Genomic DNA, 12,070 nt, shown 5'->3' on the forward strand with positions numbered 1-12,070 from the left:
ATGGGGCTTCTTGTGGTGGATTTAAATGCAAAGCCGGGTGGCGCTACGCTTACCCGGCCTACGGTTGAGTGACGTTGTAGGCCGGGTAAGGCGAAGCCGCCACCCGGCGTTTTACATCACTCTTCGCCGTTAAAACCCGCGCGATTGAGCAGGAACTGCGACAGTAACGCGACCGGACGACCGGTTGCGCCTTTGGCTTTCCCTGAACGCCATGCGGTACCAGCGATATCCAGGTGCGCCCAGTTGTACTTACGGGTAAAGCGTGACAGGAAGCAGCCAGCGGTGATGGCGCCGCCAGGACGTCCGCCGATGTTCGCCATATCCGCAAAGTTAGACTCTAACTGCTCCTGGTATTCATCACCCAGCGGCAAACGCCACGCGCGGTCGCCAGCCTGCTCGGACGCACCGATCAGCTCATGCGCCAGCGGGTTGTGGTTCGACATCAGGCCAGTGATGTGATGGCCCAGAGCAATCACGCACGCGCCGGTCAGGGTCGCAACGTCAATCACCGCCTCCGGCTCAAAGCGCTCGACGTAGGTTAACACGTCGCACAGCACCAGACGGCCTTCGGCGTCGGTATTGAGCACTTCAACGGTCTGACCAGACATAGTGGTCAGCACGTCGCCTGGGCGATACGCGCGGCCACCCGGCATATTTTCGCAGCCCGCCAGTACGCCGACGACGTTGATGGGCAACTGAAGCTCGGCCACCATGCGCATTACGCCGTACACTGCCGCTGCGCCGCACATGTCGTACTTCATCTCATCCATGCCTTCGGCAGGTTTGATGGAGATACCGCCGGAGTCGAAGGTTAACCCTTTACCGACCAGCACAATCGGACGCGCGTCTTCGGACGGATTGCCTTTGTACTCGATGACTGACATCAGCGACTCGTTCTGCGAACCGTGACCGACGGCGAGATAAGAGTGCATACCCAGCTCTTTCATCTGCTGCTCGCCGATCACGCGGGTTACAACATTTTTGCTGTAGCTGTCTGCCAGCTGACGCGCCTGAGAAGCCAGATAGGCAGCGTTACAAATATTTGGCGGCATGTTGCCGAGATCTTTCGCCGCTTTAATGCCAGCGGCGATTGCCAGACCGTGTTGGATCGCACGCTCACCGCTGGTCAGCTCGCGGCGGGTCGGCACGTTGAAGACCATTTTACGCAGCGGGCGACGCGGCTCGCTTTTGTTGGTCTTCAACTGGTCAAAGCTGTACAGCGTTTCCTGTGCCGTCTCAACGGCCTGGCGCACTTTCCAGTAGTTATTACGCCCTTTGACGTGAAGCTCAGTCAGAAAGCAGACGGCTTCCATTGAGCCAGTATCATTCAGCGTATTGATGGTTTTCTGAATGACCTGCTTGTACTGGCGCTCATCAAGTTCGCGCTCTTTGCCACAACCAATAAGGAGAATTCGCTCAGACAGAACGTTAGGAACATGGTGCAGCAACAGGGTTTGACCCGGTTTGCCTTCCAGTTCGCCACGACGCAGCAGTGCGCTGATGTACCCGTCGCTGATCTTGTCGAGCTGCTCTGCAATCGGAGAGAGGCGGCGTGGTTCAAAGACACCCACGACGATGCACGCACTCCGCTGTTTCTCCGGGCTACCGCTTTTTACACTGAACTCCATGCACTACGCTCCTGAATCTTAAAGACAACGGCGGTGGCTACGGATAGAATTGCAAGCTTTCGTAACTCATACCCGCTGTTGCGGTGACTTCGTGTTAATCTTAACGTTATTACGGCATTGGCACGTCAGAACAATTTCTGAGAGGTGGATCCGTTGAGTATAATGATCTTAGCGACGATTTCGACGACTCAAGAGAATAAATGACGTTTAAGCCATGAAACAAGCTAAATTCCGGCAAAAGACGGGTTTTTACGGGCGTATTTAAAGTGATAATCATAAGATATCTGGTTCGGGAAACGCTCAAAAGCCAACTTGCGATCCTATTCATCCTGCTTTTGATCTTCTTTTGTCAAAAGTTGGTCAGGATCCTTGGTGCGGCTGTTGACGGTGATATCCCGGCAAATCTGGTGCTCTCGCTGCTGGGGCTGGGCGTGCCAGAAATGGCGCAACTTATCTTGCCCTTAAGCCTGTTCCTCGGGCTGCTGATGACGCTGGGCAAACTGTATACCGAAAGTGAAATTACGGTCATGCATGCCTGTGGGCTGAGCAAGGCTGTGCTTGTTAAAGCGGCGATGGTGCTGGCGTTGTTTACCAGTATTATTGCGGCGGTCAACGTGATGTGGGCCGGACCGTGGTCCTCCAGACATCAGGACGAAGTCCTGGCGGAGGCGAAAGCGAACCCCGGTATGGCGGCGCTTGCTCAGGGGCAATTCCAGCAGGCGACCAACGGCAGTTCGGTGCTGTTTATCGAAAGCGTTGACGGCAGCAACTTCAAAGACGTGTTCCTCGCGCAAATCCGCCCGAAAGGCAACGCTCGTCCTTCGGTCGTCGTAGCCGATTCCGGACATCTTACCCAATTGCGCGATGGCTCTCAGGTTGTGACGCTAAACCAGGGGACGCGCTTTGAAGGTACCGCGCTGCTGCGCGATTTCCGCATTACCGACTTCCAGGATTATCAGGCGATTATCGGCCATCAGGCCGTGGCGCTGGATCCAAACGATACCGAACAGATGACCATGCGTACGCTGCTGGCGACCGACACCGATCGCGCCCGCGCGGAGCTGACCTGGCGTATCACGTTAGTATTCACCGTATTTATGATGGCGCTGATGGTTGTACCGCTGAGCGTGGTAAACCCGCGTCAGGGTCGCGTGTTGTCGATGCTGCCAGCAATGCTGCTCTATTTGCTGTTCTTCCTGGTTCAGACATCGCTGAAGTCGAACGGTGGTAAAGGTAAGCTGGATCCGGTGTTCTGGATGTGGGTGGTTAACCTGGCTTATCTGGCGCTGGCGATTGTGCTTAACCTCTGGGATACGGTGCCGATGCGCCGCTTGCGTGCCCGTTTTATGCGTAAAGGAGCGGTATAATGCAGCCTTTTGGTGTACTTGACCGCTATATCGGTAAAACCATTTTCACCACCATCATGATGACGCTGTTCATGCTGGTGTCGCTCTCCGGGATCATCAAGTTCGTTGACCAGCTGAAAAAAGCCGGGCAGGGGAGCTACGATGCGATGGGCGCCGGGCTGTATACCCTGCTCAGTGCGCCGAAAGATATCCAGATCTTCTTCCCGATGGCGGCGCTGCTGGGAGCATTGCTGGGGCTGGGCATGCTGGCCCAGCGCAGTGAACTGGTGGTGATGCAGGCTTCTGGCTTTACCCGTATGCAGGTGGCGTTGTCGGTGATGAAAACCGCGATTCCGCTGGTGCTGCTGACGATGGCCATTGGCGAATGGGTCGCACCGCAGGGTGAACAGATGGCGCGTAACTACCGTGCGCAGCAGATGTACGGCGGCTCGCTGCTCTCTACCCAGCAGGGTTTGTGGGCGAAAGACGGTGACAGCTTTGTCTACATCGAGCGGGTGAAAGGCGAGGCCGAGTTGGGCGGGATTAGCATCTACTCGTTTAACGACAAGCGCCGTCTGCAGTCTGTACGCTACGCTGCGAGCGCGACGTTTGACCCGGAGCAGAAGGTCTGGCGTTTGTCGCAGGTGGATGAATCCAACCTGACCGATCCGAAACAAATCACCGGTTCGCAAACGGTGAGCGGCACCTGGAAAACCAACCTGACGCCCGACAAGCTCGGCGTCGTGGCGTTGGATCCTGACGCGCTGTCGATTAGCGGTCTGCATAACTATGTGAAGTACCTGAAGTCGAGCGGCCAGGATGCCGGACGCTACCAGCTCAATATGTGGAGCAAAGTCTTCCAGCCTCTGTCAGTGGCGGTCATGATGCTGATGGCGCTGTCGTTTATCTTTGGTCCGCTGCGTAGCGTCCCGATGGGTGTGCGTGTGGTGACGGGGATTAGCTTCGGTTTTGTGTTCTATGTGCTGGACCAAATCTTTGGCCCGCTGACGCTGGTGTACGGCATTCCGCCGATTATCGGTGCGCTGCTGCCAAGCGCCAGCTTCTTCCTGATAAGCCTGTGGCTGATGCTGCGTAAATCGTAATCACAGTAATCGTAGGCCTGATGGCGTTGCGCTTTTCAGGCCTACTCCGGACCCGTAGGCCGGATAAGGCGTTAAGCCGCCATCCGGCAACGTAATACGGGCTAGCGTTTTCTCCCGCCCATCAAACTCCCCAACATGCCGCGGATTATCTGATTAGTAACCTGTCGCGCCGCGCTTTTCGCCACGCTCTGTACCACGCCATCACGCTTGCCGCCGCGCGGCCCTGTGCTGCCAAATAAAATATCCTTCAATCCACCGAGGATACCGCCATCCACCTCGACCGCTTTACCGTTGGCGGGAGGCGTATTTTGCTGCTCGGTACTGGCCTGCACGCCTTGCTGTAAACGTTCATAGGCGGACTCTCGGTCGATATCTTCTTCATATTTGCCGTACAGCGAAGAGTGATTAATCAGCCCGTTGCGCTCGTCGTCCGTCACCGGTCCCATCCGTGAGCACGGCGCAATCACCATCGCCCGTTCAACCACCGACGGGCTGCCTTTGGCGTCCAGAAACGACACCAGCGCCTCGCCGGTTCCCAGCTCCTGAATGGCTTTTTCGGTATCAAATGCCGGGTTGGCGCGCATGGTTTGCGCCGCGGTTTTCACTGCTTTCTGATCTTTCGGCGTGAACGCGCGCAGGGCGTGCTGCACGCGGTTCCCCAACTGACCAAGCACGTTGTCCGGAATATCCGACGGGTTTTGCGAGACGAACCACACGCCGACCCCTTTCGAGCGGATCAGACGGATCACCTGTTCGATTTTATCCAGCAGCACCTGCGGGGCATCGTTGAACAGCAGATGCGCTTCATCAAAGAAGAACACCAGTTTTGGCTTCTCCAGATCGCCCGCTTCCGGCAACTGTTCGTACAGTTCTGAGAGCATCCACAGCAGGCTGGCGGCGTACAGTTTGGGCATCTGGTAGAGCTTCTCGGCGCTGAGGATATTAATCATCCCTTTGCCGCTGGCGTCGGTACGCATCCAGTCTTTGATGTCCAGCATCGGTTCGCCAAAGAAGTGTGCCGCTCCCTGCTGCTCCAGCGACAGCAGTCCGCGCTGGATAGCCCCGACCGAAGCGCTGCTGATATTGCCGTACTGATTCTGGAAGGATTTAGCGTTATCGCCGATGTACTGAGTAATGGCCCGCAGGTCTTTGAAATCGAGCAGCAGCAGGCCCTGGTCATCGGCAATGCGGAAGATAATATCCAGCACGCCGGACTGAACGTCGTTGAGATTCAACAGACGGGCCAGCAGCAGCGGTCCGAGGTCAGATACCGTGGCTCGCACCGGGTGACCCTTTTCGCCGAAGATATCCCACACCGTGACCGGATTACCATGCGGTTGCCAGTCGGTAATGCCGATGTTTTTCAGGCGGGCGAGCAGCTTTTCAGAGGCTTGTCCTTCCTCGGCCACGCCGGTTAAATCACCTTTCACATCGGCCATAAATACCGGTACGCCAATCCCGGACAGCGATTCGGCCAGCTTTTGTAGTGTGACGGTTTTACCGGTCCCGGTCGCGCCGGTAATCAGCCCGTGACGGTTGGCCATGCCTGGCAGTAAAAACAGTTCGGTGTCCGGCGTGCGGGCAATTAGCAGGGGTGCGCTCATTGAGATTTCCTCCATTTATCCTGCCTGGAGTATAGGCAACCGTGACGCACTCTTCACCGCTAAATTGCGGAGATTGTGAGGAGAATTTTACCTGCCTGGAATAGCGGGGAGAATAGCCGGGAAGCTTACGCCTCCCGGCAAAGACGATCAGAAGTCGGCTTTCAGCACCACGCGGTAGCGGGCTTTGCCGTCACGCACATGCTGGATTGCTTCGTTAATTTGCGACATCGGGTACAGCTCGGTGGTAGGCGACACCTTGCTGCGCCCGGCAAACTTCATCAGCTTGCGCAGCTCGAATGGCGTACCGGTCGCCGAACCGGAGATGCTGCGATCGCCGACAATTAAGGTAAATGCCGGTACCGGCAGCGGCTTCAGCACTGCGCCGACGGTATGGAAGTTACCGCCGTAGGCCAGCGCTTCAAAATAGGGCTGCCAGTCGAGATCGACGTTAACTGTGTTAATAATGAGATCGAACTGGCCCGCCAGCGCTTTTAGCGCATCCGGATCGCGGCTGTTGACCACCTTATCCGCTCCCATCGCCAGCACTTCCTGCTCTTTCGCCGGATTGGAGCTGAACGCGGTCACTTCGCAGCCCATCGCATGCAACAGCTTAATGGCGATATGCCCCAGCCCGCCGATACCGATCACCCCGACGCGGCTGGTGGCGGTGATATGGTGCATCAGCAGCGGTTTGAACACCGTAATGCCGCCGCACAATAATGGGCCAGCGGCCGCCAGATCGATACTCTCCGGCAGCGGGATCACCCACTGCCAGTCGGCCCGCAGCTTCTCGGCAAAGCCGCCGCGATTGAGAATAGTGGGAACGGAGCCTTCCAGGCAGTTAATCTGATTACCGCTGATACAGGCGTCGCAGTGCCCGCAACTGCGCGCCGTCCAGCCAATACCGACGCGCTGACCAACCTTCAGACCTTTATCCTGCGCCGCGCTGCCGAGCGCCGCCACGCGACCAATCACCTCATGCCCGGCAACCAGCGGATACTGAGAGAACCCCCATTCGTTGTCGATCATCGACAAATCGGAATGGCAGATACCGCAGTAATCGACCTGGACTTCGACATCTTCCGGCTTAAGCTCGCCCGCATCATATTCATAGAGTTCGAGTTCGCTGCCCGCCGCTTTTGCAGCGTAGCTTTTTATCATCGACATCGTGTTTCCCTCAGTGTGGTGTTGAACTGGAAGTGTAGAGCATGGGGAAACGGGACGCTTCGCAGAAGGGGGGATTAAGAAGCGGGTAAACTGTGATGATGGTTACAGGTAAGAAAGGTAATGCTGAAATTTTCAACACTTAGCGAGCCAGACACACGCTGGCGCTTGCATGGTGGCGCACGACAGGTATAATCCACAACGTTTTCCGCATCCCTTCCGTGCCGGAGTGGCGAAATCGGTAGACGCAGTTGATTCAAAATCAACCGTAGAAATACGTGCCGGTTCGAGTCCGGCCTTCGGCACCAAAAGCATGTAAATGGACCTCAATTGAGGTCTTTTTTTATGTCTAAAGTCCAGTATTTATCTACCTTTCCCGCTATATTAACTCTCTCAAGGTCAACCAACATCAACGTACATCTACCAACACATGTTGGTATAGATGATGGTATTTCCGATTCGATAATGCTTGTACCAACAGGGAGGGGATAAGCATGGCGTTAACAGATATCAAGGTCAGAACAGCCAAGCCAACGGATAAGCAATACAAACTGACCGATGGCAGCGGTATGCACCTGCTTGTCCATCCTAATGGTTCTAAGTACTGGCGTTTGCAGTACCGTTATGACGGCAAGCAAAAGATGTTGGCACTTGGGGTTTATCCTGAAATCACACTGGCGGATGCCAGAGCACGTCGTGACGAAGCGCGTAAGCTGCTAGCGAATGGCGTCGATCCGGGAGACAAAAAGAAAAATGATAAGGTTGAACAGAGTAAAGCACGAACCTTCAAAGAGGTGGCGATCGAGTGGCATGGCACCAATAAAAAGTGGTCTGAAGATCACGCCCATCGTGTGCTAAAAAGCCTAGAAGATAATCTCTTCGCAGTGCTTGGTGAGCGTAATATCACTGAGTTAAAAACGCGTGATTTATTAGCACCCATTAAAGCCGTGGAGATGTCTGGACGTCTTGAGGTTGCTGCCCGTCTTCAACAACGCACTACGGCCATCATGCGTTATGCAGTGCAAAGTGGGTTAATTGATTATAACCCAGCACAAGAGATGGCTGGGGCGGTTGCTTCCAGTAATCGACAACATCGCCCGGCGCTGGAATTAAAGCGCATCCCTGAGTTTCTTGAGAAAGTAGACGGCTATACCGGCAGACCGCTAACCCGCTGGGCGACAGAACTCACTCTGCTTATCTTTATTCGGTCCAGTGAGCTGCGTTTTGCTCGTTGGTCAGAGATCGATTTTGAAACGTCAATGTGGACCATCCCGCCTGAGCGAGAGCCTATTCCTGATGTGAAACATTCTCAGCGAGGCTCAAAGATGCGTACACCGCATCTGGTACCTCTTTCAAAGCAGGCGCTGGCGATCCTGAAGCAGATAAAACAGTTTTGTGGTGAACATGAGCTGATTTTTATTGGCGATCATGATCCGCGTAAGCCAATGAGTGAAAATACCGTAAACAGTGCGCTACGGGTGATGGGATATGATACTAAGGTTGAGGTTTGCGGCCACGGCTTCCGTACAATGGCCTGTAGTTCGTTAATTGAGTCAGGACTATGGTCGAAGGATGCGGTGGAAAGGCAGATGAGCCATATGGAACGCAATACGGTGAGGGCGGCGTATATCCATAAAGCAGAACATCTGGATGAGCGCAAGCTGATGTTGCAGTGGTGGGCTGATTTTCTGGATGCGAATCGGGTGAGAGCGATTACGCCGTTTGACTATGCGAAGATCAATCGGGGTAATGGCGTGTGAGTTGAATGTCTTTATTTCTCGGTTGATGTTTAAATTAAAAAGACCAACCAGCCCGCTTAGGACTGGTTGGTCGCTGTATTTTTACCATTGTTATCATGTAAGTATCTCGGTAAAACAAATCATTCACTTTTAGTAATCTTTCGGACCACCTTCGCCGTAGAATATAAGTGGACATTCTGATCATCAAAGAAAATACGTAGTTTAAACGCTTCAGAACTTTTGTTTTCTCCATACCTCCGAGAAAAAACTCATCGACATATCTCCCCAGCCTCTCAGCGTTTTAATGACGTGTATTTCTGATGGGCTATTTCTGGCCGTCATCAGTGCAATACAATGCTGACAGGTGAATATTCAACACGGGTTAGTAATTGACCCTAAAGTTTTGCTGTTTTTTTAGCAGAATAGCAGAGGCTAGGTTACTCCTTTCTAGCCCCTACTAGACTCTAATTTTGCTACAGTATACTACCAGTATGGTGTGCACTAAAAAGATAATTAGTGTGGTACAGATCGCCAAATCGTACCAGATTCAAACTGGTGGCTACCGGTGGTAGATTTATCTGAGTTTCACCGAACATACCCACTTTTTAAAATCCATCAGAAAAAGCTTTTTGGCTGAGTGTGTTAAATAGAGGGGTAACCTCTTTTAACCCAGTCATAGCATTTGAGCGTATTTTTTGAATGGAATTTACCTTCCTCATAAACTCCATTTGGAGATCATCTGGCGGACAGATAATAGGGAAATCTTCGATATGATCCTTATTCAGTTGTCTTTTATCTATTCCACCAACACAAACCTCACGAATATGTTCACGATATTCATTCGAAGTCAAAATATATACAATAAATTCATGTAAAACCCCTGCCTTTAATCTTATCAAATAAACATGTCCATTGATGTTTGCACTGTCATCATCACCTAAAAACAAAGCGGCACGACCAAGGCTACTGTTTTCTGTGTTGAATCGCCCCGTTTTAGTCATCAATATATCTTTATGTTTTAGACTACTTTTTTTTAGACTATTATGGGTTTTTTCATCAATGTACGCGACATCATCTAGCCTGATATCATTTTTCCAAATATTTTGGCTTCTAAAAAAGGTAATACCTTTATCAACATAAACCTTGCTCCCACCTTTAGGTGTAGAACCACTAGCTATTCTTACAGAGAGTTCTTTTAAAGGTTTTACCTTCCACCCTTTTGGATTAGACACAGGGTTGCCAAACATCTCCAGAAACGTAGCACGCAAAAAATCATCAGCCAGTTCAATGGCTTGTTCGCGTTTTTGGCGTATATCATTTGCTTTATCAAGAATAGCAGCGATACGTTTTTGTTCACTCAATGGTGGTAATGGTATTTGAATATTTTCTAGCATTGATTTACGTAATGCTGGAATGGTAGTTGCACCAGAAAATTGGTAAAGATCTAGTGATCGCATAAAATAAAATAGATAATTAGTATCAACGAGATTATTATCAGGAACTAGCCCCATTACATTGTTATCTATTACCATTTCTACGGTAGTAATAGCTCGAAAATTTTGCTTAATCGCTTCTCCAATTTTTGCAAAAACAATAGTTCCTTTGGGTATGGTTTTAGCTTTTAAATTGCCAAGTATATCTTTGTCAATATAATTCCCAGCATGAGAAATATTTTTATGACCGCTTCTTACTATAGCTGATATATCACCAACTTTAGCGAAAGGGTAATCCCCTTCTTTTTTTCCTTGGTACTCTATAGGGAATCCAAAACCTGCTTTGAACTTCCCAATGTTACCTAAATTTACCATCGGCCAACTCACAGCATCCCCTCCAACTCATCCAGACCCGCCAGAATCTCTTTCTCCAGACCCATCAACCGCTTCAGTATCACCTTCGGATCTTCATACTCCTCAGCCTGATACACCACCTCTTTATAACGATTGATGGAAAGATCGTATTTCTGCGCGGCAATATCCTCTTTCGGCACCACAAAGGCCGCTTGGGTGCGATCTTTAAAGTCAACACCAACATCAATCCCTTCTGGGTACTGCTGTTTCAGCAACGAGGAAAATTTCTCGCCCATAAAGTTATCTACCGGTAAACCACGTAAAGCACGGTAGTGCTTCCAGCTTGCCAGCAGATGTGGTAAATCGTTATCTTTTATCGGGTTACGTTTGTCATCCAAGCTATAACCGTCATTGTGCAGATCGTAGAACCAGACCTCATCCGTCTGACCGCCTTTGGTAAAAATTAGGATCGCCGTCACGACACCTGCGTAAGGTTTAAATACGCCGGAAGGTAGGTTGATTACCGCTTCCAGTTGGTTATTTTCCACCAACGCCTGACGCAGAGACTGATGCGCCTTGCTGGAGCCAAATAGCACGCCCTGTGGCACAATGGTCGCACTGCGTCCGCCCACTTTCAGCATTTGCAGAATCCGCGCCAGGAACAACAGCTCGGTTTTCTTAGTTTTCACCATCGCCGACAGTGTGGAGTCGATATCTTCCTCATCCAGTGAACCGGTAAACGGCGGGTTCGCAAGGATCAGGTTAAAGGCGTTTTTGCTGGCCTGTGGGAAGTTAGCGCTGAAACTCTGGCTCATGGTGTCCTGATAGTGGATATCCGGCTCTTCCACGCCGTGCATAATCAGGTTCATCGCGGCAATACGCAGCATGGTGGTATCGAAGTCGTAGCCATGGAACATTTTGTTATCCACATGGTCACGCCACGGCGTCAGCAGATCGCCAGTAAAGATTTTTTGCTCTTCCAACTCACCGCGTTCGTTGCTGCCAATCTCGGCATGAATCGATTCCAGTGAGCTATATTTTTCCAGCAGATATTCATAGCTTGCAGCCAGAAAACCACCGGTGCCACAGGCCGGATCGCAAATCGTTTCACCACGTGCCGGGTTAGGTTCCATCATCTCAACCATGGTACGGATGATGTGACGCGGAGTGCGGAACTGGCCGTTGATCCCGGCGGTAGTCAGCTTGCTTAACAGGTATTCGTAAAGGTCGCCTTTGGTGTCGCCACGATCCAGCGGCAGGTTTTTAATGACCTCTACCGCTTTGGTCAGCAACGAAGGCTTGACGATCTCCAGACGGGCATCTTTCATAAAGTTGTCCAGCAGCGTGGCCTTCGTTTTATCCGCTTGCCCAAGCTGACGGAAATGCTGGAATACGCCGTCGCGCACCACGTCCATCATTTCATCCGAGCCGAGATTGCTGTAGTAGCTGAAGCGGAACTCCTGCTGTTCTGGCGCGAAGCGTGGTTTAAAATCAACGCCTGCGATTTGTTTACGTTTTTCATCTCGTTGTTCTTGGGTGTCCAGCATCCGGGAGTACATCAGGTAGGTGATTTGTTCGATAACGGTCAGCGGGTTGGTGATACCTCCCACCCAGAAATCTTCCCACAGTCCGTCGATTTTACTTTTTAAGTCACCGGTGATCATTGTTAAGTTTACCCTGTTAAAAATACAAAAGCCCC

General features: G+C 51.7%; 9 protein-coding genes, 1 tRNA gene and 1 pseudogene. 5 read left to right on the forward strand and 6 right to left on the reverse strand.

The annotated features are described in order from the left end of the window. Positions 1 to 116: 116 nt before the first annotated feature. Positions 117 to 1,628 (reverse strand): leucyl aminopeptidase, encoded by a 1,512-nt coding sequence (gene pepA / locus E6P06_RS06825; RefSeq protein ID WP_003025870.1) that lies wholly within the window; start codon positions 1,626 to 1,628, stop codon positions 117 to 119. A gap of 153 nt (positions 1,629 to 1,781) precedes the next feature. Between pepA and E6P06_RS27935 the strand changes: the two genes are divergently transcribed. The 3 genes from E6P06_RS27935 to lptG all read left to right on the forward strand — a co-directional run bounded on the left by E6P06_RS27935 (position 1,782) and on the right by lptG (position 4,077). After that, positions 1,782 to 1,832 (forward strand): hypothetical protein, encoded by a 51-nt coding sequence (locus E6P06_RS27935; protein ID WP_212723231.1) that lies wholly within the window; start codon positions 1,782 to 1,784, stop codon positions 1,830 to 1,832. 62 nt (positions 1,833 to 1,894) lie between these two features. After that, entirely contained in the window at positions 1,895 to 2,995 is a 1,101-nt protein-coding gene (gene lptF, locus E6P06_RS06830; RefSeq protein ID WP_003839630.1) for an LPS export ABC transporter permease LptF, read from the forward strand. Beyond that, positions 2,995 to 4,077 (forward strand): LPS export ABC transporter permease LptG, encoded by a 1,083-nt coding sequence (gene lptG, locus E6P06_RS06835; protein ID WP_003025875.1) that lies wholly within the window; start codon positions 2,995 to 2,997, stop codon positions 4,075 to 4,077. The genes lptF and lptG overlap by 1 nt, the downstream gene beginning before the upstream one ends. A gap of 101 nt (positions 4,078 to 4,178) precedes the next feature. On the opposite strand, the gene E6P06_RS06840 is transcribed toward lptG, so the two are convergent. Together E6P06_RS06840 and E6P06_RS06845 are read right to left on the reverse strand one after the other, a co-directional pair. Then, positions 4,179 to 5,681: a helicase HerA-like C-terminal domain-containing protein gene (locus tag E6P06_RS06840; protein WP_003839633.1), complete on the reverse strand. Its 1,503-nt coding sequence runs from the start codon at positions 5,679 to 5,681 to the stop codon at positions 4,179 to 4,181. A gap of 147 nt (positions 5,682 to 5,828) precedes the next feature. Then, on the reverse strand, positions 5,829 to 6,848 hold the full coding sequence (locus E6P06_RS06845) for an NAD(P)-dependent alcohol dehydrogenase (protein ID WP_040230316.1): 1,020 nt from the start codon (positions 6,846 to 6,848) through the stop codon (positions 5,829 to 5,831). A gap of 220 nt (positions 6,849 to 7,068) precedes the next feature. On the opposite strand from E6P06_RS06845, the gene E6P06_RS06850 reads away from it, so the two are divergent. Beyond that, positions 7,069 to 7,153 (forward strand) — tRNA-Leu (locus tag E6P06_RS06850). A gap of 186 nt (positions 7,154 to 7,339) precedes the next feature. Continuing rightward, a complete protein-coding gene (locus tag E6P06_RS06855; protein ID WP_110249107.1) occupies positions 7,340 to 8,605 on the forward strand; it encodes an integrase arm-type DNA-binding domain-containing protein in 1,266 nt (421 codons plus the stop codon). 119 nt (positions 8,606 to 8,724) lie between these two features. Here E6P06_RS06855 and E6P06_RS27940 read toward each other — a convergent pair. From E6P06_RS27940 to E6P06_RS06870, 3 genes and pseudogenes are all read right to left on the reverse strand, one after another. Then, a pseudogene (locus E6P06_RS27940) lies at positions 8,725 to 8,976 on the reverse strand (5'-nucleotidase); the annotation flags it as partial. A gap of 213 nt (positions 8,977 to 9,189) precedes the next feature. After that, the gene (locus E6P06_RS06865) at positions 9,190 to 10,404 is read right to left on the reverse strand and encodes a restriction endonuclease subunit S (RefSeq protein WP_199991792.1); all 1,215 of its coding nucleotides are present in this window, start codon (positions 10,402 to 10,404) and stop codon (positions 9,190 to 9,192) included. Continuing rightward, complete coding sequence (locus E6P06_RS06870; RefSeq protein ID WP_110249106.1) at positions 10,401 to 12,035, reverse strand: class I SAM-dependent DNA methyltransferase; 1,635 nt, start codon at positions 12,033 to 12,035, stop codon at positions 10,401 to 10,403. Before E6P06_RS06870 ends, E6P06_RS06865 begins: the two co-directional genes overlap by 4 nt. Positions 12,036 to 12,070: the final 35 nt, after the last annotated feature.

Origin of the sequence: Citrobacter sp. CF971 (genome assembly GCF_006385635.1) — a bacterium.
Lineage (GTDB): Bacteria > Pseudomonadota > Gammaproteobacteria > Enterobacterales > Enterobacteriaceae > Citrobacter > Citrobacter freundii.

Excerpts from the sequence above, each read along its gene's own strand:
- pepA (WP_003025870.1), bottom strand. The coding sequence starts at position 1,628 with ATGGAGTTCAGTGTAAAAAGCGGTAGCCCGGAGAAACAGCGGAGTGCG.
- lptG (WP_003025875.1), top strand. The coding sequence starts at position 2,995 with ATGCAGCCTTTTGGTGTACTTGACCGCTATATCGGTAAAACCATTTTC.
- E6P06_RS06840 (WP_003839633.1), bottom strand. The coding sequence starts at position 5,681 with ATGAGCGCACCCCTGCTAATTGCCCGCACGCCGGACACCGAACTGTTT.
- E6P06_RS06845 (WP_040230316.1), bottom strand. The coding sequence starts at position 6,848 with ATGTCGATGATAAAAAGCTACGCTGCAAAAGCGGCGGGCAGCGAACTC.
- E6P06_RS06855 (WP_110249107.1), top strand. The coding sequence starts at position 7,340 with ATGGCGTTAACAGATATCAAGGTCAGAACAGCCAAGCCAACGGATAAG.
- E6P06_RS06870 (WP_110249106.1), bottom strand. The coding sequence starts at position 12,035 with ATGATCACCGGTGACTTAAAAAGTAAAATCGACGGACTGTGGGAAGAT.